Origin of the sequence: Nocardia arthritidis NBRC 100137 (assembly GCF_001612765.1) — a bacterium.
Taxonomy (GTDB): Bacteria; Actinomycetota; Actinomycetes; order Mycobacteriales; family Mycobacteriaceae; genus Nocardia; species Nocardia arthritidis.
Window position 1 is genome coordinate 73,686 of the sequence record NZ_BDBB01000037.1, and the last position, 18,969, is coordinate 92,654.

Consider the following 18,969-nt stretch of genomic DNA (forward strand, 5'->3'; position numbering starts at 1 on the left):
TCAGACGTGATCGACCAGGGCCGGGTGACCCGCTTCATGGGCGCAGTGCGCGCAGCAGAAGTACTCCCCCCGCGCCTCCACGCCGTGGCCGACGATGCGGCAGGAACAGTGCGTGCACGTGGGCGCCATGGCATTGATCGCGCATTCGAAGCTGTCGAAGGTGGCGGACTCGCCGTCGCGGGTGATGGTGAACGTCTTGTCGTACTCGTTTCCGCAGGTGTCGCAGGTGGCCATCTGGTCTCACCGGTCCTCTCGCGTCGAATGGACTAGAGCGTCGCAGTTCGCGGTACCCAGCGCCGGCGACACAAAACGAATCGGAAACCTCAGGTCAGGCGCAGCGCCTGGACCGGGCAACTGTCCACGACGAGCTCGATCAGCTCCCGCTCGGACGGCGCGACGGTGTCGGCGGGCACGACGATTCCGTCCTCGCCGACCCGGAACAGATCCGGCGCCAGCGCTTCGCACATGCCATGGCCCGCGCACACGATGCGGTCGGCGACGATCCTCATCGGCCGATCCGCTCCAATTGGAGGGGCAGGCCATCGGCCGGCACCGGTCCGGTGCCGGCGACCAGCGGTAGCTCGTAGCCGTCCGGCACGCTCCAGCGATACCGCAACAACATCTGGTGCACCACGGCTTTGACCGTCATGCCGCCGAAGTAGAGGCCGATGCACTTGTGCGCCCCGCCGCCGAAGGGCGCCCACGCGAAGCGGTGCGATCTGTCCTCACGGCGGTGGTCGGCGAAACGTTCCGGATCGAATATGTCGGCGTCGTGCCAGTACTCCTCGTTGCGCATGAGCCCGTACGTCCCGCACAGGATGAAGGTCCCCTTCGGCAGGTAGTAACCGAGGATGTCGGTGTCGGCGATGGTTTCGCGGACCTGCTGAGCCACCGGAGAGTAGACCCGCAGCGCCTCCTTGAACGCGAGGTCGAGCGAGGGCAGGCGGTCGAGATCGTCGTAGTCCAGCGCGGGCTTGCCCAGCGCGACGGATTCCGCGCGCAGCCGCTCCTGCCATTCCGGATGCCTGCCCAGCTCGTAGACGAGCATGGACGCCGCGATGGTGCTGGTGTCGTGGGCGGCCATCATCACGAAGATCATGTGCTCGACCACCTCGTCGTCGGTGAAGGTCTCACCCTCGGCGGTGCTAGCCCGGCACAGCACGCTGAACAGATCCTTGCCGCCGCCCGCGCGCTTGGCGGGCAACGCGCGGCGGAAGTGCTCCTCGAGCACCCGGCGCCCGCGCACGCCGCGGGCCCACACCCCGCCCGGCACGTTCGCCCGGATCAGCGCGGCCCCACCGCGCACCGCGTCCTCGAAGGCGCGCTCCAGCCGTGCGGCGTCCGCGCTGAGTTCCGCGCCCGCGAAGACTTCGGTGGCCTGCTGGAGCAGCAGCTTCTTGATCGCGCGGTAGACGCGGAAGTCGTCGGCCGGCTCCCATCGCGCGATGCCGCGGGTGATCCGGGGCGTGGTCATCTCGAGATAGCCGACCAACCGCGGCCGCGTGAAAGCCTGCTGCATGACGCGCCGGTGGAAGAGGTGGTCGTCGAAATCGCGCAGCAGCAAGCCGCCGCGGAAGAACGGGCCGATCAGCCACTCCCAGCCACGTTGCGCGGACAACACCTTGTTCCGGTCCAGCATCACCGCCTCGTACCCCTCCGGGCTGCCGAAGGTGACCATCCGCCTGCCGAGCATGCCGAACCACTGCACCGGACCGAGGCGATCGAAGCGGGTGCGCGCGAATCCGATCGGATCGGCCAACGCGTGCACGGTGTACCCGATACCGGGAAGCCCGAAGTCGCCGAGCACCGGTTTCAGTCCGCTACCCTGCGGAGGATCGGCCAGCGGCCGCACCGGCGCCGGGTAATGCGCGACCGCCCGCGCGGCCGCCCGCTGCGCGTGCCACGCCCAGGTGGTCCGCGCTTGGCGGATCGCGCCGGAGACCTCATCGAACGACTGGGGCGCAAGCAGACTCATGACCGTCTTCCCTTCGCGACACTGCGATAGTCCGACGATAGAGGAAACATACGTTTCCGTAAACGTTTGTTTCCCAATTTCGCCTGTGCCAAGCTTGCGTGGTGACCCGAACCGTCAGCGGCACCTACCGCGGGGCCTCCACGGCCGAGCGCCGTGAGGACCGGCGCAGGCGGTTGCTCGACGCCGCCCTCCACATCATCGGCACCCAGGGACTGTCGGCGTTGACCGTGCGCGGGGTCTGCGAACAGGCCAAAGTCGGCCCGCGCTTCTTCTACGAAGCGTTCCCCGACCGCGACGCGCTCGCCTCCGGCGTGCTGGTGGAAATCCAGCAGGCGGCGCTCGACCGGGCGAAGGCCGCCATCGCCGAGACCACGGGCACACCCGCCGACCGGATCCGCGCCGGGGTCGCGGCCCTCATCGTCGAACTCACCGACGACCCGCGGCGGGCCAAGGTGGCCTTCGCCCAGACCTACGGCGACGATGCGCTCATGCGCAGCCGGTTCGCGGGCATGCGCCAAGTCGCCGACGTCATCATCGAGCAGACGCGCCTGGTGCTCGAACTGCCCGAAGGGCAGGACACCGCCATCGCCGCGACCTCGCAGCTGATCACCGGCGGCGCGGCCGAACTGGTCATGGTCTGGCTGGACGGCGGACTCGACGTCGACCGGGACGGATTGATCGCACTGCTGGGCGATTTCACCGTGGCGATGCTCGATCGGCTGCCCGCGGTCGCCGGACGACTGTCCGGCCTCACACCAGATTCCTGATCAACGACGACATCAGCGGCTCGCGCAGCCCGGGCAGCGCGGCGAAGTCGCCCGCGAGGACGCGGTTGGTCGCCAAGGAGACGACCGCGCCGATCACCGCCTCGCCCGCCAGCCGCTGATGCGGCCGCGCCGCGCCGAGCGCCGCGGCGAATCCGTCCACCAAAGCGGCCTGGGCCGCCAGCCGCCGCTCCAGCACGGACCTGCCCGCCGCGTACACCTCGACCAGAAAGACCTTCGCGACCTGCGGTTCCTGTGCCAGGGTCGAGAAATACGCGTCGAGTGCGCGGTCTATCCGCTCGAGCGGCGTTCCATCGGCCGCGAGCGCACCCACGATCCGGGTCATCACGATCTCCACGGCCATGTCGTAGGCGGCGAGGAAGCACGCCTCCTTGTTCGCGAAATGCTGATAGAAGGTCATCCGCGAAACCTCGGCCCGCTTCAGCACGTCGGCCACCGTCGCCGCCGCGTAGCCCTTGTCCGCGGCCGCCTCGATCATCGCCACCAGCATGCGGGCCCGCTGCGCGGCCAATACCTCTTCCGGCGCGATCCCATGATTGCCGCCGTGCAGTTTCCCGCCCGCCTTCGCCTTCAGCAACGATCCTCGCTCCACGTTCCGATGCTAGGCCGGTCCACGGTCGCGCGTATACGGCGGCGACGTCGCGCCGGAATCGGACCGCGGACCGTGCCGGAGAGGGCACAATGGCCGTCCGAGAGTGCTCATTCGACGAAGAAGGAGCGTGATCGACAGTGCGAGGCAGACAGCCGGCCGGACGAAGCGCCCTGGTCGCGGCGCTGTGCATCGGCGGGTTCGCGGCGTCCGCGGCCCCGGCGACGGCGGATGAACCCGCGTTCGTGAACATCGGAGTCGTCTACACCTTCGGCGACGCCTGCTACGGCGAGGGCCGGGCGGGCGTCTCCTCACCCACCGGAACACCCGGTGCGGCCCGTTTCGGCATCAGCTTCGCCAATCAGACGCCGGTGGACACGCCGTGCGCCTTCACCGCGTTCGCCAACTGGCGCAACCTCGACACCGGCGCCGCGGGCACCGTGGCCGTCCCCATCCGCGACGACACGGCTGGGAACCAGCCACCAGGAACCGTCTTCGCCGCCCTGCCCACCGGCCCCGGCCGCGTACAGGTCGACGTGACAACCGACTACCCGCACGTGGCGGCCCCGCCGGTCGAGATCAAGATCAGCTGAGGTTCGATTTCGCCCACCGCGCCGCATTCCTAGCGCTGCTGCGGATTCCGCCGGTAGGCTGCGTGCCGAGCGCCTCGAGTCGGCGCGACGCAAAGGGGGAATACACGGATGTCCGTGTTAGAAAAGCGCGTTGATCTCGATTCTCGCCGTAGAGATCTCCGGCGGATGCTGGTCACCGGTCTCATCGCCGGCACGTTGGCGACCGCCGCATGCGGTGGCGGGTCAGGTCCGAAGAATCCCGCGCACGCGGTTCCGTCACCCCTCCCAACACCGACTTCCACCAGTCAGGCGATCAGCAGCGAGAATCTGGGCTACCTGTGGCCGCTCACCGTCGACCACGGCACCCTGGAATGCCGGCCCGGTGACCTCGCCGTGTTCATCGCCCCCGACGGCACCGCCTACGCGCTCAACGACAACGCCTCCACCGCCGGAATCGCGAGCATCGAACCCCTTCGCGCCACCGGTGCTGAAGGCGACAAGATCAGCCTCGGAGCCATGCGCAGCAAAACCCTCGCGCTCTGCCATCTTTCCGGCTGACAGCTGGCCGCTGACGAAAGCGCGTGATGGCGGTGCGCGCGCTGTGCCCGGCTCCTAGACTGGGGAATTGCGGCACGGTCGACCGTCGAAGCGCTGCGGCAGCTTCGCGATCGGCGTAACTCGACGTCCCGATCCAGCGAGGGCCGGTGCATCCGGTCCGCCCCATGCAGGAGGGCCGCATGCCCGACTCGTTCCATCTGCGCGTCTGCCTGGTCGGCCCGGGTTGCCTGTGCCCCACGGTGACGCTGTTCCTCGCACCGGAGCCGCTGATCCCCGGTGGCAATATGCTGCACCTACTCGAACAGGCCCCGCTCTCCACCGACACCGGCGCACCGACCCCCGACGCCGAGATGATCGACCTGGTCGAGAACGAACCGGCGGCCGCGGGCCCGGGCTTACGTCCCGAAGTGCACGAGTTCCGTACCGGCCGCCCCGACCCCCATCAGGTCCACGACATCCTGCACGACCACCACATCACCGACGCCGCGCCGATCGGCCTGGACATCACCGATCCCACCGAACTGACCCGCCTTGCCCTGCTCCCCGAACACCCCATCGGCTACCGCCGCATCGACGACTTCCAGCAGGAAGCGACCGCCCGCGCCATGCTCGCCGTCTACCGCCTCTTCGAGGTGGACCAGCGAATCCGCCTGATGTACCACGGCTTCGCCGACCCCGGCACCGGCTGGTTCGCCCTGCGTAGCGCCACTGCTTGAGCCACCGGGCAGCTCTGCCCGATACGAGGCCCCGGCATCAGAGCCACCTGGCATTCAGCGTTTGTTTTTGCGCTGGTTGGCATTGAAGCGCGCCTTCTTCTGACGATTCCCGCACGTGTTCATGTCGCACCATTTGCGGGTGCGACTCTGGCTGGTGTCGAAGAAGGCGGCTCGGCAGGTCGGCGATGCGCACAACGCCAACTTTCCGTCGCGTTCGCCTGCGATGATGCTGATCGCATCGGCGGCGACCACGCCTAAGGCATCTTCTACGCAGGAAGCCGAGCCGAGTCGCCATTGACGACTGCCCTCGGGCGTCAGGATGGCCGCCGCCCGACCCGCCATGCTGCGGTCATTGATGACTTGGACAGCAGACGCGGGCAGAGCGTCATGATTCGCGGCCGCTGTCGCGGCGACGTGAATCGCTTCCCTCAGTTCCCGGGCGAGTTCGAGCTGAGCGGTGGTGCAGGAGTCCACGGCCAGGCCGTTCACGACCAGCCAGTCGACGAGTCGCTGCGGCGTGGGAATGCGTTCCACCGGGTCACCATGACGCTCCGACAGAGTCCCCGTGAAGCTGGTCGCCAGCACGTTACCGAGGCGAAAGTCAGGAGGCCCAGCAGGCATGGAACCACCTTAGCTGGTTGCCGGCCGATGCGGAGCCATGTTAGAACCGTCTGCCTGCGCCCATTCCATTGCCCGGTCGTACGGGAACGTCGCGGTCAGCGGATCGTGCAGGTCGCGGTAGAGCCAACCTGCAAATTCGGCGCCATCGGCCCCGACCTCCAGCAGCTGACGCCGGATCTCGGGCTTGGCATCGCGGCTATGCCGGCGAATGGCCCCGAGGACACCCAGAACCAGCGGGAGCGCCGCCGCAGGGCCAAGCGTGCCATCGTCCGCCTTGCATCGGACGAGCTGCTGGCGGAAGAAGTCCACCACAGGCCCATCGAAGTAGCGATGCGCGTTATCCAGCGCTGCGCCGACACGCTGAAGCTCGTCGGCATTTCCGACCGGAGGGGCGTCGGCTCCATCCGACACCAACCAGCGGGCCAGCAGCAGGGCGTTCTCGCCAGCCCCGCGCGAGATAGATGGCTCCGCTGGCGTCACACCACCAACCGGCGACGGCATTTTGAACCAAAGCAGCTCCGCCGGGATGCCGAGGATCTGTGCCCACCGCACCAACTTCGAGGGCTGTTCGGGGGCCGGGCCTTTCTCGATGCGGCTGAGCTGCGCCTGCGTCAGTTCGAGCCAATTGGCAACAAGCTCCTGCGGCAGTGGTCGGCCGTGGTACGGATGCGTCCGATAAGCGAAGATCACGCGGCCCATGTGCCAGGTCGCGAGGGCATCGCGGATCTGGTCGGTATGCCAGAAATCACTGGGAACGCTCGGCGGCTGTTGCCGCTCACCGCGAGATACGGATTCACAAGGGGCGCACAGAGGTTCGGAGTTGTAGCGATTCAACCTGGAACCACATCGGGCGCAGTAGCGCTGCTCCTGGGATGCCCGTTTCATGGTTTGTTTCCCCTGGGGTCTCTTGGGCGTTGGTACGCCGTTTGCCCTGGTCGCGTGACCGTACCAGGGCCTGGCATTGGCCGCTATACGTTTCATACATAGCGCGTATACCCCCGCGTCGTGGCCGTTTTTGCGCAGTCGGCTGACCCTTAGCCAGTCACCCAAAGGTCCACTAGGGAAAGGGGGAGACCGTGGCATTGTCCCTCGTCGTTCCGATTTTCGGGCCACCCGCCGCTGGCAAAACAACCCTGACACTGCGTCTCGGATCGGCACCAGGGCGCCGGGTATTCCGGCTCCGCGAGCACGTCTCCAAGGAGGTGCTGGCCGCGACGGCGACCAGCAGCGAACAACTCGGCTGGATCGACGAGTTCATCGTGGCCGAGGCGCTGCGCTCCTACTTCAACGCTGCCCACGATGACCCCGATGTCCATACCGTCCTGCTCGACAACTTTCCGGGATCGGCCAACCAGGTCGACCAACTCCTGGCCACGCTGTGGATGCTGACCCCGATGCCGCATATCGAGGCCATCGAAGTGGTCACGGACGTCAGGACACTCAAGCAGCGGGCCAGAAACCGCAAGGTCTGCCACCGCTGCGAACGCGACCCGATCTCCGATCCGCGACTGCCGGCGATTCCGAGCAACGACGACCCGTGGCAGTGCGCCCACTGCGGCGGTCTCCTGCATCCCCGGCGTGGTAATTCACCCCGGCTGCTCAAAGCCCGGATGCAGCGCTACCACCACACGGCAGCCGGAATCCGAGCGGGCTTTACCGATTCCGGGATCGCCGTCACCCAGCTCGATACCACCAACACGATCGACGGAGCAGCGGAACTGCTTGCCCCGCTTCTTATCTCACGGAGCAGATCACTATGACGACCGTCCCCTTGCCAACGCCCGGTCTGAGAGGTGATGGCTACGGCCACGCTCGGATGCCGCGCCGCATCGACCTCCCCACGCCAGAGCGCATCGACCGCGTGGCCTACGGCCGATTCCGTAACGTCTGCCTCTACATCACCGAAGCCTGCCAACTGCGCTGCGAGCACTGCTACATGGGCGAGCGGCTGGAGCGGGCGCTCAAGATGCCGCTGCCGAAGATCGCCGAGACGCTGACCACCTGGCGCAAGTTGGGCGGCAGCAAGCTCACCCTCCTCGGCGGCGAACCTACGCTGCATCCGTACTACTGCGAAGCCGTGCGGCTGAGCCGCCAGCTCGGCTACGAGCATGTCATCACCACGACGAATGCTCAGAAATCCGCGCGTAGGAAGTTCCGGCAACTGGCGCCGGATGCCTTCGCGTACGTGCAGGTCAGCATGGACGGTGGCAGCCGGGAGACGCACGATGCCGTGCGCGGCGCTGGCACGTTCGATGACGCGATGGAGACCACGCGCGAACTGGCCGAGCGCGGTTTCGACACCCGGATCATCTGCACGGTGAACAAGGCCAATGAACGAGATGTGTTGCAGCTGCTCGACATCGCGGACGTGCTGGGCGTCAGCCTGGTGAAGTTCCACGTCTTCTCGACCATCGGCACCGGCCACGGCAACGCCGAGCTGGCGATGACGCCACCAGAATGGGTGACGTTCTGCGATCGGCTCAATCAGATTGCGCCGGAATACAAAACGCGGGTCTGGTACCAACCGACCTACGCTCGGCGCGACCAGATGGAGCGCTACGCGGCCGAGGGCTACCAAGGGTGCATCGGCCGAACGTTGGACCGGATCTCGATCTTCCCGGATGGCCGCTGCTACGTCTGCTCGTACCTGTTCGACACCGACCTGTACTTCGCCCAGATGGTCGACGGGCACGTCCAGCTCAATCACAACACCAACGAGTTCGACCTGTTCACCAGCGCCTTGGCCGAAAGCTCCTGCGGCGGCTGCAAAGCCAGCGCATGCATGGGCGGTTGCCCCGCCGAAGAGCTGGTGATGGGCAAGGCCTCCTGCGAGGCATACGACGACATCATGCCGGTCTGCCGCCTGTGGAAGTCCAGCGCCAAACCCGAAGAATGAGGAAACCGATGGACGACATGGACCGGATCGCCGAAAATCTGTGCTGGATCGACTGGAACGACATCGACGACGTTGAACTCAACTGCCGCCGGGCTTTGAACGAACTCGCCGCCGAACCCCGGATTGTGCGTGCACGGCTCGATGAACTGCCCGACCGGCCCGAACTACTCACCCTGTGCGAGCACTACGACATCCTCGACAAGATCGTGCTGCACACCGATGACGATCACGGCGTGCGTATCCGGCTGCACGTTTTCCTGCCCGGCTACTTCGACCGGCCGCACAATCACCGCTGGTCCTACGCCAGCCGCATCCTGCGCGGAAAGTACCGACACCATCTGTTCGGCAATGCCGAGGTAGACGAGCAGGTTGAGCCCATGAAACTGCCAGTGTTGCAAGCGCGGGAGGAACCGGTGGGCACGACCTACGCCCTGCATCACATGATGGTTCACGCCGTCGTGGCCGAGCCGTACACGGTGTCGCTGGTAATCCGCGGCCCGGCGGTCAAGGACAAGTTCCTCGTGATGGACCGCAAGACGGGCGAGGCGTGGTGGCAGTACGGTGCGACGCAGGAATCGGCAGAAGATGCGCTCCGTAAGCGGATGACGCCCGCAAGGCTGCAAGAACTCATCGGCTGCCTGGACGAGTGGCAGTTGTTCTAGCTGGCGACGGACCGAGCGCGAGGCGATGAACGCTTGCAGCTCGGCCAAGGTCGGCAGCGGGGCACTCTGGTGTCGTGCACACCGGAGCGCCCCGCTGGCCGATCCAAGCAGCATGCCACGATGCATCGGCCATCCAGACCGCAGGCCGTAGAGCAGCTCCGCCTAGAAAGCTGCTCCAGCGCAGTGGGTATGCCGAACTTCCACTGGGAAGCCGGGCATAGACACCGTTTCCGATCTGCGGACGGCGACCGCGCCGAACGCTCCGGCCGTCACGACCACCCAGCCCGCACCCGTCGGAACCAGCAACGATCTCGCCGCTTCCGGCGCCGCGGCGTGCGCGGCATCATCTCCAGCCATCGGCGAACGTACTGACCCTGTTCGTCGTCGCCAGCTCCATTGGAGATGAGAAACGAGGGCGCTCCCAAGGGCGAGCACCGCCGCTGTCATTGGTCCGTCGGCTGCTCCCGACCACTCAATACTTCGGATTTCCGCCCCGTGATTTGCTACCGGAAACTGGGGCATGTTCCACAGCTCCGCCAGCGCCAGGTAGCTGACGCACACCACCGGGCCGGACTGGAGCGTCATAGCGCTACCAGCCGTAGACCGAGAACGGCGTGCCCTCGGCGATGTGCCGCATCGCGGTGCGGCAGTAGTCGATCATGCGATCCGGCGGAGCGTCGAGCGCGAACCAGTCGAGCGCGCTGCACTTATCGGGCTCGCAGTTCGTCGGCTCGCCCTGCCAGTTCGTCACGGTGAAGAAGATCGCCATACGGCCACCGGACGACGAGTTGTGCATGATGTGGCTGAACTGCACATCCTCCGGCCTGATCGTCACGCCGATCTCCTCGGCGGCTTCGCGGATCAGAGCGGTGACGACGGATTCGCCAGCCTCCAGGTGGCCGGCGGGCAAGTGCCATGCGCCGTCCTCGAACCCGGTGTTGTAGCGCTGCCCGTAGAGCACGGTGTCACCACGGCGCAACACCAAGTGAACGTCGCCGGTCACCCTGTGTCGCTGTGGCTTTGCATGCTGGATCGTCTCGGTTGCCGCACTACTCATAGATGCTTCCTTTCGTTTCGATGTTTGTCGTTGATGCCGCGCCCCGGCGGCTGAAGCTCGTGAAGCGCCCGAGCCTAATCCACGGCCAGCTTGCTGAATATGTGCCGGACGCATACTCGCAAGGGCAACCGCCGGTATAGAACCGTTCGGCCACCCGGACCAGGCTCGACCCTGGGACCGCCCTGTAGCGGCGCGGTCGCCAACGGGAGGAACCGGGAGATGACGGAAGATCTGCGGCACATCCACATTGAGTCCGGGGCGCTGCGGCTGGACTATCAAGCCAGCGCGGCACAGGCCAGGAACGTGGCCGATAAACTGGCGCAGTACCGTCCGGGGCTCACGGTGACCGTCGATGACAACATGCGGGAAGATCTGCCGCCCCTGCCCTGCGCGGCGCTCCGGGATTGATGCCTGATGCCTACGCCAGAACCTCTGAACCACAGAACCTTTGTCCAAGCGGACGGCATGCTGGCCGAATTCATGTGCCAGGTGCAGTTGCTTGATCTCACCATCAAACGCGCCAGGGAACTGCTGTATATCCACCGCCATCACCATTCGGACGAATGCATCGTGCATCTGGAGGCGGCGTACATACTGTTGATCGAAGACGGTGACTGAGCGATGTCGCCAGGATTCCGATCGGGTCAGGATGATGCGTTCGGCCCTGGAGAAGACGGTGGCTGAGAGCGGCTGGATCGGAAACAGCTTCAGGATCAGCTCATGGAACTGGAGACCAAGGAAGCGAACCCGATCGGCTGGCCGAGGGCGGCGCGATGCCGAAAGCTCGGATCAAAACCCGCCTGACGGAGACCCAGCGCACGCGGGAGGGGCTGACGGCCGACTGAGCCAGGTGGCCGAGAATCCGAACGCTGGTGTGGAGTACATCACCCGTGCGCGAGGAGCTGCTGCGTGATCCGCACGGGATGTGCGCAAGCCAGCGACAAGGTCCGGCGCAGGCTGAACCAGGCCATCTTTCAAGCGGATATATGTGTTCAACGAGGAGATCACCGGACATGAGCTACAACCGGCATCGGCCGATTTGGATGCCGTACAAGCCGGAACTACGGCCGTGCAGCGAGGTGAAGACAGGCACAGCCGCGATGCTGGCACGAAGTGTGCTGAAGCGGCACCTGCCGGAAACAGAACTCGCCACCCGAAGAGGTGGCGAGTCGCTACGTTTACTGAAGCCTGACCTGCGGCTTTCTTTAGGGCAGTATTGAATAAAGACCTTTGGTGGAGCTAAGGGGAATCGAACCCCTGACCTTCTCGATGCGAACGAGACGCGCTACCAACTGCGCTATAGCCCCGTGCGGTTCCGGGGAACCGCGCTGTGACACTGTATCAGGCCATCCGCCCAGACTCCGAATCGGTACCCTGACCTGCGGGAACAGGTGAGGGCTACGCGCCGGCGGCGCGGCGCATGTCGCCGCTGGTGCGGGTGCGCAGGGCGCGGGCAGTGGCGGGGTCGAAGGGGTCGAGGTGGGCGAACATGGGGTCTTCGTCGTCGGGCTCGACCAGGGTGGAGCGGCGGCGGAGGGCGCGGGCGGTGTCGCGGTCCATGGCGCCGTGTGGGGCGCGGGCTCGCCGGGCGTGCGAATCGGCCTCGTCCTGGTGGCCACGGTGGAGGCGGGCGGCGCGCCTGCGGCGGATCTCCTCCTCCATCCGCACCTGCTTGCGCAGGTAGGCCAGGTAGGTCACCAGCACGGTGGCGGCGAGCCCGCAGGCCCACCACAGCAAGGGGGTGAGAACCAAGGCGAGGGCGCCGGAGAGGATGGCGGTGAGCAGCAGGCCGAGCACAGCGCGCTGCCGGAAGGTGTAGCGGGCCGCGCGCGCGATGGCGTCGGCCTCGGGGTCGTAACCGCCGCGGCCACGACGGCTGGGGACGAAATCTTGTTCCGCCGAGCCGCCGCCGTCGTAGTCGTCGTACTCGTCGTAGTCCACGCGCGCGGGCGCGGTGGAGCGCGCGGGCGGGATTCTGGCCGCGACCGTCTCGGGGTGGTATGCGCCCACGCCGCCATCATCGGCCTCCGCGTCGATCTTCGCAGCGACTTCGGCGGCTTCTTCGTCGTCCGACTCCACGCCGTCCGACTCGGCCTCGTCCGGCCCGACCTCGTCCGGCGCGTCGGTCCCGAAGTCGGCGGCCTCGGTGTCATCCGTTTCGGCGTCAGCGATGTCGGATGCCGCGACGTCGTCGGCCGCGGGCATCTCTTCCTCGTCGGTCTCGGTGACGGGCTCGTCGGCCGGTGTCGTCATCCGGTCCTCCGCATCATCGCTGTGGGGATACTTTCTCGGTACGCGGCGGGGCCGCCAGTTCGGATCGGTTTCGTGCCCGGCGGCCGGGCCTTTCCGGAGACGTCGTTTGCCTCCGCCGCGATGCAGGACCCTGGTCGCCAGCGCGGCGTCGGTGGTCCGGCGGATTCTCGGGTGGCGATCGGCGAGGATCGGGAACAGGACGAAGACCCAGAGCACGACCAGCCCGATCCACAGGATCGAATTCGGCATCGCGTCAGCACCTCCGTCCCGCCTGGGGTTTTGTCCGGCTCGGCCCGCGAGCGGTTCGTCACACGCTCCGCCCTCGGCCGGCCCCCGTCCGACGCAGCGGCGCGGACGCCGGTCCCCTCGCAGGCTCTGTGCCGATGACGCAGGACGCACCATCGACGTCCGTAGGCTAATTCCGGGTAGCACCAAGTTCCGGCAGGCGCGCCGTGCACATCCGCCACACCTGTCACATTTCCACCAATGTCACCGCGGCCGGGTGGCCGGATCTACAGCAGGGTGACGCGCCCCTCTCGCACCAGCCGGTCCAGGACCGTTCCGGCCAGCTCCTCGACGGTCATGCCGACCAGCAGGTGATCCCGCCAGGCGCCGTCCACGTCGAGGTAGCGCCGTAGCAGTCCCTCTTCCCGGAAACCGACATTGCGCAGCACCGCCTGGCTGGCCAGATTCTCCGGCCGGACAGTGGCCTCGACTCGATGCAGACCGACCGGCCCGAAGCAGTGGTCCAGGCCCAGCGCCAACGCCGCCGTGGCGACGCCTTGCCCGCTGAGATCCTTGGCCACCCAGTAACCGATCCAGGCCGAGCGCAGTGCGCCGCGCACGATATTGCCCACGGTCAACTGCCCGCTGAACACACCGTCGACTTCGATCACCAACGGGATCATCGCGCCGCGCCTGGCCTCCGCCTTGAGACTCGACCACAGCGACGGCCAGTTGGAGGCGTGGTTGCGCGCCTCCCACGACCCGCGACCGGTCGGCTCCCACGGCTCCAGGTGCGCTCTGTCGCGCAGGCGGATCCGGCTCCAGGCCGCCGCATCGCGCAGCCGCACCGGACGCAAGGTCACCTGTCCCGCGGCCACCCGGACCGGGCCCAGTCGCGCGGGCCACCCCGGATGCTGCGCGGCCCGGAAGACATTCATCGTGTCCACGTCTCAGCCACGCTGTGCGAGAAAGGCGACCTGGACTTCGTCACCGGTACGGATCTCGGTGTCGTCCGGGTCGATCACGATCAAGCTGTTCGCCTCGGCGAGCGTGGCGAGCAGGTGCGAGGAGGAGTTTCCGTTGCCGAGCGGCTGTACGAGGTATTCACCGGTCGCCTCGTCCCGCATGAGCTGCGCGCGCAGGTATCCCTTGCGCCCGGCCATGGAAGTGATCGGCGTGATGGTCCGCGCGTTGATGATCCGGCGCATCGGTTGCCTGCGCCCCAACGCGATTCGGATCAAGGGCCGCACCATCACCTCGAACACCACCAGCGCACCCACCGGGTTGGACGGCAGCAGGAAAGTCGGCACTTCGTCGCGGCCGAGCCGGCCGAAGCCCTGCACGGAACCGGGATGCATGGCCACGCGGGTGATTTCGAGCTCGCCGAGCCCTTCCAGCGCCTCCCTGACCTGCTCGGAGGCCCAGCCGCCGACCGCGCCCGCGATGACGACCACCTCGGAGCGCACCAGCTGCCCCTCGACGACGTCGCGCAACCGGCGCGGATCGGAGCTGACGATGCCGACGCGATTCACGTCCGCGCCGGCATCGCGCGCGGCCGCGGCCAGCGCGTAGGAGTTCACGTCGTACACCTGGCCGGGGCCGGGCGTCCGATCGATATCGATCAGCTCGCCGCCCACCGAGAGCACCGATAGTCGCGGGCGCGGATGCACCAGCACTTTGTCTTGACCGACCGCAGCGAGCAGACCGACTTGCGCGGCGCCGATGATGGTTCCCGCGCGCACGGCCACATCACCCGGCTGGACGTCGTCGCCGATGCGCCGCACGTAATCGCCGGAGCGCACCGGCTCGTACACCTTGATCCTGGCCCGGCCGCCGTCGGTGAAATCCAGCGGAAGCACCGCGTCGGCGAGGGTCGGCATCGGTGCGCCGGTGTCCACCCGGACGGTCTGGCGCGGCTGCAAGCGGATCGGCTGACGCGAGCCGGCGACCACCTCGCCGACCACCGGGAGGGTCAGGTCGACGAGGTCGCCTGCTTCGTCGCGGATATCGGCCCCGGCGGAAGCCACGTCGACACTGCGCACGGCGTAACCGTCGATGGCGGCCTGATCGAAGCCGGGCAACGGCCGCTCGGTGACAACGTCCTCGGCGCACAGCAGGCCCTGGGCCTCGGAAATCGCGACCCGGACCGGCCGGGGCGCGACCGCCGCGGCGGTCACCTTGATCTGCTGATCCTCAACCGAGCGCATCCAGCCCTTCCTGATCCTCTCCGCACTCCATCCGGTCTCGCCTGCGCGGGCACGCGCGATCCCGCCGCGGCGCAAGCGCATTCGCGCGCACCGCGGTGACCATCATTGGTACCCGACGGTCCACTCTCGGCGAAACCCCCGGCCGGGTCCCTCAGTCGTCGGTCGTCAGCTGCGGATCCCAGTCCGGACCGAGGCGGTGCTGCAACCACTCGCGCAGGGCGGGGCCGTATTCCTCTCGTTCCAATGCGAAATCGACCGCAGCACGAAGATAACCGCCCGGGTTGCCCAAATCGTGGCGCGACCCACGGTGCACCACCACATGAACCGGATGCCCCTCGGCGATCAGCAGTGCGATCGCGTCGGTGAGTTGCAGTTCGCCGCCCGCACCGGGCTCGATGCGGCGCAGCGCGTCGAAGATCGCGCGGTCCAGCAGGTACCGGCCCGCGGCCGCGAACGTCGACGGCGCGTCGGCGAGCGCGGGCTTCTCCACCATTCCCTTGACGCGCAGCACGTTCGGGTTCACCGCGTCCGGCACCGGCGCGACGTCGAACACGCCGTACGCGCTGACCTCGTCCTTGGGTACGTCGATGGCGCACAGCACCGTTCCGCCGCGCTTGCGGCGCACCCGGCACATCACGTCGAGCACACCGCGGGGCAGCACCAGGTCGTCGGGCAGCAAGACGGCGATGACGTCCTCGTCGTCGTCGAGGGCCCGCTCGGCCTGGGCCACGGCGTGCCCGAGCCCGAGCGGCTCCTCCTGGACCACCGAGGTCACATCGAGCAGCCCCGGCGCCTTGCGCACCTTCTCGAGCAGTTTGAACTTGCCGCGCTCTTCCAGCGTGCTCTCCAGCACCAAGTCCTCGACGAAGTGCGCGACCACGCCGTCTTTGCCCGGGGAGGTGACGATCACCAAGCGCTCGGCGCCTGATCCGGCCGCCTCGGCGGCGACCAGCTCGATACCGGGGGTGTCCACCACCGGGAGAAGTTCTTTGGGCACCGTCTTGGTCGCGGGCAGGAACCGTGTTCCGAGCCCGGCCGCGGGCACCACGGCCGTGCGGAAGCACGACTCCGCCGGGGCGCCACCAGGCTGTCCGGACTTTGCTGTCATACGCATACCCTATCCATCCATCACGCCGCCGGATCGGCGTCGAGCCGACTCGGTCCCGGGGTGAGCCTATGGTGATCACTGTGGAGATGCCCGGCGAGCGCGATAAACATGCATGGCGCATCGAACTACTCGCCCGGCGAGCTGTGATGAGCGCCACGGAACGCGAAAAAGAAGCGTTCGCCCTGGCCACGGCGATGGACACACTGAAAGCCCAGGGGTGGGTCTGCGCCTACGTACCGGTGGCGGGGGAACCGGGATCGACGGCGATGCTGGACACGCTGCTGGCCGGTGGCGCGCGGATACTGCTGCCGGTCACCGGGCCGCCGGGACCGTTGAGCTGGGCCGAGTACACCGGCGCGGACGCGCTGCGGCGGGCCCGCTACGGATTGCTCGAACCCACCGGCGCGGTGCTGCCGCCGGACGCCGTGACCCGGGCCGATCTGATCCTGGTCCCCGCCCTCGCGGTGGACTCGCGCGGCGTGCGGCTGGGTCGCGGCGCGGGCTACTACGACCGCACGCTGCCCGCCGCACGGCCGGACGCGCGTCTGGTCGCGGTGGTCCGGGACGACGAGTTGGTCGACCGGCTACCCGAGGAACCGCATGATCGGCGCATGGGCTGGGCGCTCACGCCACGGGGCGGTCTGCGCCGCTTGGGCGACCATTACGCTGGGGAATGAAACACCGATTGGCGGTGTTGGCACTGTCGGCTGTAGAGTGCCAGATCGACGAACACCGCGGAGGATCCTGTGCCTACTTACTCGTATGCGTGCACCCAGTGTGACAACCGCTTCGACATCGTTCAGTCCTTCACGGACGAGGCGCTGACCGTGTGCTCGGAGTGCTCCGGAAAGCTGCGCAAGCTGTTCAACTCGGTCGGCATCGTCTTCAAGGGCAGCGGCTTCTACCGCACCGACAGCCGGGGTGGCTCCACGACCGCCAGCGAGCCGGCGAAGTCCGACAGCGGTTCGAGTTCCTCTTCCGACTCCGGGTCGTCGAGCTCCGCGTCGTCGAGCTCCGGGTCGTCGAGCGGGTCCACCGCATCCACCAGCACGGCCGTGGCCAGCTGATTCGACGTTTTCCACAGCCAGTCACCTATCCACAACCCATCGTGATCTCGGCCGGGCGAGTGTGCGTCCGGCCATAGGATCCGGCCATGACTCGTGTACTCGCCGACCTCGGCCGCGGCGGCTGGAATCCGAACGGCTGGCAGCGACCGTCGTGGGCCGACGCCGTGCTCGCCCGACGGCTGCTCGCGGCCGCGCTCGCCGCACTCGCGGTGCTGCTCTTCATTCGTGGTGACCCGGATACCGAACGCACGACGGTCCTCATCGCGGGCCGGGATCTGGCACCGGGGCGACTCCTCGAAGCAGGTGACCTGCGCCCCGCACCGCGCGAAGCGGGCACGCTGCCCGCGGGTGCGGTCGTCGATCCCGCCGCGCTCGTGGGCGCGACGCTGACCGGCGCCATGCGGCAGGGAGAGGTCTTCACCGATCTACGCGTCGTCGGCCCGCGTTTGGCCGCGGCGGCGACCGGCGCGCGTGAGGCGCGCATCGTGCCCATCCGCCTCGCCGACACGGCGGTCGCCGACATCTTGCGCGCGGGCGATCGCGTGGACGTGATCGGCGCCGAAGACGCGAACGGCCCCGGCAGCCGTCCCGCCCGCACCCTCGCCACCGATTCCGCCGTCATTCTCGTCGCCGGCGCGGGTGACGGACGCGGAGCCGCGGAACGCGTGGTGCTGGTGGCGATGGACGCCGAGCACGCTACCGCCGTGGCCGGGGCGTCACTGCGCACCGCGCTCACCGTCGTCTTCCACTGACCCGCCGAGATGCTTCGCCGAAGCACCACGCTGCGAGGTGCTGATTCGGATTCGCGATTTGCGCGCCGAGAGCCGGACCAGCGCGGTCACTTCACCCGTGCCGCATGCGAAACGGGCCCGTCATCGACGGGCCCGTTCGCGTTGCGCGCGTTACTCTCCGGCTCAGCCGAGGCTGAAAGGCGCTCCCCACAACGTCACCCAGGTGATCACGTTGTCGGTCTCGACCTCGACGCTGACGAAAGCCCGCGCCTGGGCGTAGCCCCCGCAACCATTCAGACCGATGGTCTCATCGGCCCACGTCACCGAACCGGACGTGCCCCTGAACGCATTACGGGTCTTGTGCGTCTCGTTACCGAAATCGTCCGCCTGCTCCAGATCGAGCACATAGAACGACTTCGCCTGCCCCGGACCCAGGGACAGGTTGCCACCGGAGTTGGCGCCGACGCCGCCGGTGACGTTCTGCCCGTCGCTCCAGTCCACATTGCCGTCCACACCACCGGTGGCACCGCCACCGGCGATGTTCACCTGGCAGCCCACGGTGTAACCCGGGAAGATCTTGCCGCCGGCCGCACCCGACAGGTCCACTTGTGCGCTACCGGACACCCATGCGTTGCGGTGCAAGGGTGTAGCGCCCATGGACGGACTGATAGTCGCGGACTCGCCGACCAGGCGAATGGTCACGACAGTGCCGTCCGACAGCGTCTTGGTCAGTTCCCCGCCCGGCAGCGGGACGAAGGTGTCGGCGTTCGCCGCACCGGTGGAGAGCAGACCTACCGCGATGGCCGCGGCCGCGCACAGCCCGGCCGCGCGCGCCAGTTTTTTACGATCGAACATGATGGTAATTCCCCTAAAGAATCGAGTTCGCTTCAGCGAATAGAGATTTGACGGATCCGACCCGCGTTCAGCCGATGCTGAACGGCATCCCA

At 67.4% G+C, this 18,969-nt stretch carries 25 protein-coding genes and 1 tRNA gene; 13 read left to right on the top strand and 13 right to left on the bottom strand.

What is annotated here, in order from left to right; translation table 11 throughout:
- The 3 genes from NA8_RS24035 to NA8_RS24045 all read right to left on the bottom strand — a co-directional run bounded on the left by NA8_RS24035 (position 1) and on the right by NA8_RS24045 (position 1,975).
- Positions 1 to 234 (bottom strand): metallothionein, encoded by a 234-nt coding sequence (locus NA8_RS24035; protein ID WP_063052605.1) that lies wholly within the window; start codon positions 232 to 234, stop codon positions 1 to 3.
- Between the two features lie 89 nt (positions 235 to 323).
- Positions 324 to 509, bottom strand: coding sequence for a ferredoxin (locus NA8_RS24040; RefSeq protein ID WP_063052606.1), 186 nt, complete (start codon positions 507 to 509; stop codon positions 324 to 326).
- Positions 506 to 1,975, bottom strand: coding sequence for a cytochrome P450 (locus NA8_RS24045; protein WP_084467049.1), 1,470 nt, complete (start codon positions 1,973 to 1,975; stop codon positions 506 to 508). The genes NA8_RS24040 and NA8_RS24045 overlap by 4 nt, the downstream gene beginning before the upstream one ends.
- A gap of 101 nt (positions 1,976 to 2,076) precedes the next feature.
- On the opposite strand from NA8_RS24045, the gene NA8_RS24050 reads away from it, so the two are divergent.
- Positions 2,077 to 2,742 (top strand): TetR/AcrR family transcriptional regulator, encoded by a 666-nt coding sequence (locus NA8_RS24050; RefSeq protein WP_063052607.1) that lies wholly within the window; start codon positions 2,077 to 2,079, stop codon positions 2,740 to 2,742.
- Here NA8_RS24050 and NA8_RS24055 read toward each other — a convergent pair.
- Entirely contained in the window at positions 2,726 to 3,352 is a 627-nt protein-coding gene (locus NA8_RS24055; RefSeq protein WP_084467050.1) for a TetR/AcrR family transcriptional regulator, read from the bottom strand. The two genes, NA8_RS24050 and NA8_RS24055, sit on opposite strands and share 17 nt — an antisense overlap.
- A gap of 137 nt (positions 3,353 to 3,489) precedes the next feature.
- Here NA8_RS24055 and NA8_RS24060 point away from each other — a divergent pair, with 137 nt between their 5' ends.
- The 3 genes from NA8_RS24060 to NA8_RS24070 all read left to right on the top strand — a co-directional run bounded on the left by NA8_RS24060 (position 3,490) and on the right by NA8_RS24070 (position 5,195).
- Positions 3,490 to 3,942 (top strand): hypothetical protein, encoded by a 453-nt coding sequence (locus tag NA8_RS24060; RefSeq protein ID WP_063052608.1) that lies wholly within the window; start codon positions 3,490 to 3,492, stop codon positions 3,940 to 3,942.
- Positions 3,943 to 4,107: 165 nt separating this feature from the next.
- Positions 4,108 to 4,479 carry a DUF2511 domain-containing protein gene (locus tag NA8_RS24065; protein ID WP_063052609.1) on the top strand — a complete coding sequence of 124 codons (372 nt, stop codon included), beginning with the start codon at positions 4,108 to 4,110 and terminating at the stop codon, positions 4,477 to 4,479.
- A gap of 179 nt (positions 4,480 to 4,658) precedes the next feature.
- Positions 4,659 to 5,195: a hypothetical protein gene (locus tag NA8_RS24070; RefSeq protein ID WP_063052641.1), complete on the top strand. Its 537-nt coding sequence runs from the start codon at positions 4,659 to 4,661 to the stop codon at positions 5,193 to 5,195.
- A gap of 54 nt (positions 5,196 to 5,249) precedes the next feature.
- On the opposite strand, the gene NA8_RS24075 is transcribed toward NA8_RS24070, so the two are convergent.
- Together NA8_RS24075 and NA8_RS35295 are read right to left on the bottom strand one after the other, a co-directional pair.
- Complete coding sequence (locus tag NA8_RS24075) at positions 5,250 to 5,816, bottom strand: CGNR zinc finger domain-containing protein (RefSeq protein ID WP_063052610.1); 567 nt, start codon at positions 5,814 to 5,816, stop codon at positions 5,250 to 5,252.
- Positions 5,817 to 5,825: 9 nt separating this feature from the next.
- The gene (locus NA8_RS35295; RefSeq protein ID WP_174550129.1) at positions 5,826 to 6,650 is read right to left on the bottom strand and encodes a hypothetical protein; all 825 of its coding nucleotides are present in this window, start codon (positions 6,648 to 6,650) and stop codon (positions 5,826 to 5,828) included.
- Positions 6,651 to 6,892: 242 nt separating this feature from the next.
- On the opposite strand from NA8_RS35295, the gene NA8_RS24085 reads away from it, so the two are divergent.
- The 3 genes from NA8_RS24085 to NA8_RS24095 are packed head-to-tail and all read left to right on the top strand — an operon-like array spanning position 6,893 to position 9,374.
- Complete coding sequence (locus NA8_RS24085; protein ID WP_063052611.1) at positions 6,893 to 7,576, top strand: hypothetical protein; 684 nt, start codon at positions 6,893 to 6,895, stop codon at positions 7,574 to 7,576.
- On the top strand, positions 7,573 to 8,712 hold the full coding sequence (locus tag NA8_RS24090) for a radical SAM protein (protein WP_063052612.1): 1,140 nt from the start codon (positions 7,573 to 7,575) through the stop codon (positions 8,710 to 8,712). The genes NA8_RS24085 and NA8_RS24090 overlap by 4 nt, the downstream gene beginning before the upstream one ends.
- A gap of 8 nt (positions 8,713 to 8,720) precedes the next feature.
- Positions 8,721 to 9,374 carry a hypothetical protein gene (locus NA8_RS24095; protein WP_245663972.1) on the top strand — a complete coding sequence of 218 codons (654 nt, stop codon included), beginning with the start codon at positions 8,721 to 8,723 and terminating at the stop codon, positions 9,372 to 9,374.
- 589 nt (positions 9,375 to 9,963) lie between these two features.
- On the opposite strand, the gene NA8_RS24100 is transcribed toward NA8_RS24095, so the two are convergent.
- The gene (locus tag NA8_RS24100) at positions 9,964 to 10,431 is read right to left on the bottom strand and encodes an NUDIX hydrolase (protein ID WP_063052614.1); all 468 of its coding nucleotides are present in this window, start codon (positions 10,429 to 10,431) and stop codon (positions 9,964 to 9,966) included.
- Between the two features lie 219 nt (positions 10,432 to 10,650).
- On the opposite strand from NA8_RS24100, the gene NA8_RS24105 reads away from it, so the two are divergent.
- From NA8_RS24105 to NA8_RS34010, 3 genes are all read left to right on the top strand, one after another.
- Positions 10,651 to 10,839 carry a hypothetical protein gene (locus NA8_RS24105; protein ID WP_063052615.1) on the top strand — a complete coding sequence of 63 codons (189 nt, stop codon included), beginning with the start codon at positions 10,651 to 10,653 and terminating at the stop codon, positions 10,837 to 10,839.
- Positions 10,840 to 10,845: 6 nt separating this feature from the next.
- Positions 10,846 to 11,049, top strand: a complete 204-nt coding sequence (locus NA8_RS24110) for a hypothetical protein (RefSeq protein ID WP_063052616.1) — start codon at positions 10,846 to 10,848, stop codon at positions 11,047 to 11,049.
- A gap of 395 nt (positions 11,050 to 11,444) precedes the next feature.
- Entirely contained in the window at positions 11,445 to 11,651 is a 207-nt protein-coding gene (locus tag NA8_RS34010; protein ID WP_157106884.1) for a hypothetical protein, read from the top strand.
- Positions 11,652 to 11,662: 11 nt separating this feature from the next.
- Here NA8_RS34010 and NA8_RS24115 read toward each other — a convergent pair.
- From NA8_RS24115 to NA8_RS24135, 5 genes are all read right to left on the bottom strand, one after another.
- Positions 11,663 to 11,738, bottom strand: a tRNA-Ala gene (locus NA8_RS24115).
- A gap of 91 nt (positions 11,739 to 11,829) precedes the next feature.
- Complete coding sequence (gene sepX, locus NA8_RS24120; RefSeq protein WP_063052617.1) at positions 11,830 to 12,933, bottom strand: divisome protein SepX/GlpR; 1,104 nt, start codon at positions 12,931 to 12,933, stop codon at positions 11,830 to 11,832.
- Positions 12,934 to 13,196: 263 nt separating this feature from the next.
- Positions 13,197 to 13,847 (bottom strand): GNAT family N-acetyltransferase, encoded by a 651-nt coding sequence (locus NA8_RS24125; protein WP_063052642.1) that lies wholly within the window; start codon positions 13,845 to 13,847, stop codon positions 13,197 to 13,199.
- Between the two features lie 12 nt (positions 13,848 to 13,859).
- Positions 13,860 to 15,116 carry a molybdotransferase-like divisome protein Glp gene (gene glp, locus NA8_RS24130; RefSeq protein ID WP_063052643.1) on the bottom strand — a complete coding sequence of 419 codons (1,257 nt, stop codon included), beginning with the start codon at positions 15,114 to 15,116 and terminating at the stop codon, positions 13,860 to 13,862.
- Positions 15,117 to 15,267: 151 nt separating this feature from the next.
- The gene (locus tag NA8_RS24135) at positions 15,268 to 16,224 is read right to left on the bottom strand and encodes a UTP--glucose-1-phosphate uridylyltransferase (protein ID WP_063052618.1); all 957 of its coding nucleotides are present in this window, start codon (positions 16,222 to 16,224) and stop codon (positions 15,268 to 15,270) included.
- Between the two features lie 68 nt (positions 16,225 to 16,292).
- On the opposite strand from NA8_RS24135, the gene NA8_RS24140 reads away from it, so the two are divergent.
- From NA8_RS24140 to NA8_RS24145, 3 genes are all read left to right on the top strand, one after another.
- Positions 16,293 to 16,901 (top strand): 5-formyltetrahydrofolate cyclo-ligase, encoded by a 609-nt coding sequence (locus tag NA8_RS24140; protein WP_084467051.1) that lies wholly within the window; start codon positions 16,293 to 16,295, stop codon positions 16,899 to 16,901.
- A 69-nt stretch (positions 16,902 to 16,970) separates the two neighbouring features.
- Positions 16,971 to 17,291, top strand: a complete 321-nt coding sequence (locus NA8_RS33095; RefSeq protein WP_084467052.1) for an FmdB family zinc ribbon protein — start codon at positions 16,971 to 16,973, stop codon at positions 17,289 to 17,291.
- Positions 17,292 to 17,377: 86 nt separating this feature from the next.
- A complete protein-coding gene (locus NA8_RS24145; RefSeq protein WP_063052619.1) occupies positions 17,378 to 18,043 on the top strand; it encodes an SAF domain-containing protein in 666 nt (221 codons plus the stop codon).
- A 162-nt stretch (positions 18,044 to 18,205) separates the two neighbouring features.
- Here the strand turns inward: NA8_RS24145 and NA8_RS24150 are convergent, their stop codons facing one another.
- A complete protein-coding gene (locus NA8_RS24150; RefSeq protein ID WP_063052620.1) occupies positions 18,206 to 18,877 on the bottom strand; it encodes an MspA family porin in 672 nt (223 codons plus the stop codon).
- Positions 18,878 to 18,969: the final 92 nt, after the last annotated feature.

Excerpts from the sequence above, each read along its gene's own strand:
- NA8_RS24035 (WP_063052605.1), bottom strand. The coding sequence starts at position 234 with ATGGCCACCTGCGACACCTGCGGAAACGAGTACGACAAGACGTTCACC.
- NA8_RS24040 (WP_063052606.1), bottom strand. The coding sequence starts at position 509 with ATGAGGATCGTCGCCGACCGCATCGTGTGCGCGGGCCATGGCATGTGC.
- NA8_RS24045 (WP_084467049.1), bottom strand. The coding sequence starts at position 1,975 with ATGAGTCTGCTTGCGCCCCAGTCGTTCGATGAGGTCTCCGGCGCGATC.
- NA8_RS24065 (WP_063052609.1), top strand. The coding sequence starts at position 4,108 with ATGCTGGTCACCGGTCTCATCGCCGGCACGTTGGCGACCGCCGCATGC.
- NA8_RS24070 (WP_063052641.1), top strand. The coding sequence starts at position 4,659 with ATGCCCGACTCGTTCCATCTGCGCGTCTGCCTGGTCGGCCCGGGTTGC.
- NA8_RS24075 (WP_063052610.1), bottom strand. The coding sequence starts at position 5,816 with ATGCCTGCTGGGCCTCCTGACTTTCGCCTCGGTAACGTGCTGGCGACC.
- NA8_RS24090 (WP_063052612.1), top strand. The coding sequence starts at position 7,573 with ATGACGACCGTCCCCTTGCCAACGCCCGGTCTGAGAGGTGATGGCTAC.
- NA8_RS24095 (WP_245663972.1), top strand. The coding sequence starts at position 8,721 with ATGGACGACATGGACCGGATCGCCGAAAATCTGTGCTGGATCGACTGG.
- NA8_RS24100 (WP_063052614.1), bottom strand. The coding sequence starts at position 10,431 with ATGAGTAGTGCGGCAACCGAGACGATCCAGCATGCAAAGCCACAGCGA.
- NA8_RS24105 (WP_063052615.1), top strand. The coding sequence starts at position 10,651 with ATGACGGAAGATCTGCGGCACATCCACATTGAGTCCGGGGCGCTGCGG.
- NA8_RS24110 (WP_063052616.1), top strand. The coding sequence starts at position 10,846 with ATGCCTACGCCAGAACCTCTGAACCACAGAACCTTTGTCCAAGCGGAC.
- NA8_RS34010 (WP_157106884.1), top strand. The coding sequence starts at position 11,445 with ATGAGCTACAACCGGCATCGGCCGATTTGGATGCCGTACAAGCCGGAA.
- sepX (WP_063052617.1), bottom strand. The coding sequence starts at position 12,933 with ATGCCGAATTCGATCCTGTGGATCGGGCTGGTCGTGCTCTGGGTCTTC.
- NA8_RS24125 (WP_063052642.1), bottom strand. The coding sequence starts at position 13,847 with ATGAATGTCTTCCGGGCCGCGCAGCATCCGGGGTGGCCCGCGCGACTG.
- glp (WP_063052643.1), bottom strand. The coding sequence starts at position 15,116 with ATGCGCTCGGTTGAGGATCAGCAGATCAAGGTGACCGCCGCGGCGGTC.
- NA8_RS24135 (WP_063052618.1), bottom strand. The coding sequence starts at position 16,224 with ATGACAGCAAAGTCCGGACAGCCTGGTGGCGCCCCGGCGGAGTCGTGC.
- NA8_RS24140 (WP_084467051.1), top strand. The coding sequence starts at position 16,293 with ATGGTGATCACTGTGGAGATGCCCGGCGAGCGCGATAAACATGCATGG.
- NA8_RS24145 (WP_063052619.1), top strand. The coding sequence starts at position 17,378 with ATGACTCGTGTACTCGCCGACCTCGGCCGCGGCGGCTGGAATCCGAAC.
- NA8_RS24150 (WP_063052620.1), bottom strand. The coding sequence starts at position 18,877 with ATGTTCGATCGTAAAAAACTGGCGCGCGCGGCCGGGCTGTGCGCGGCC.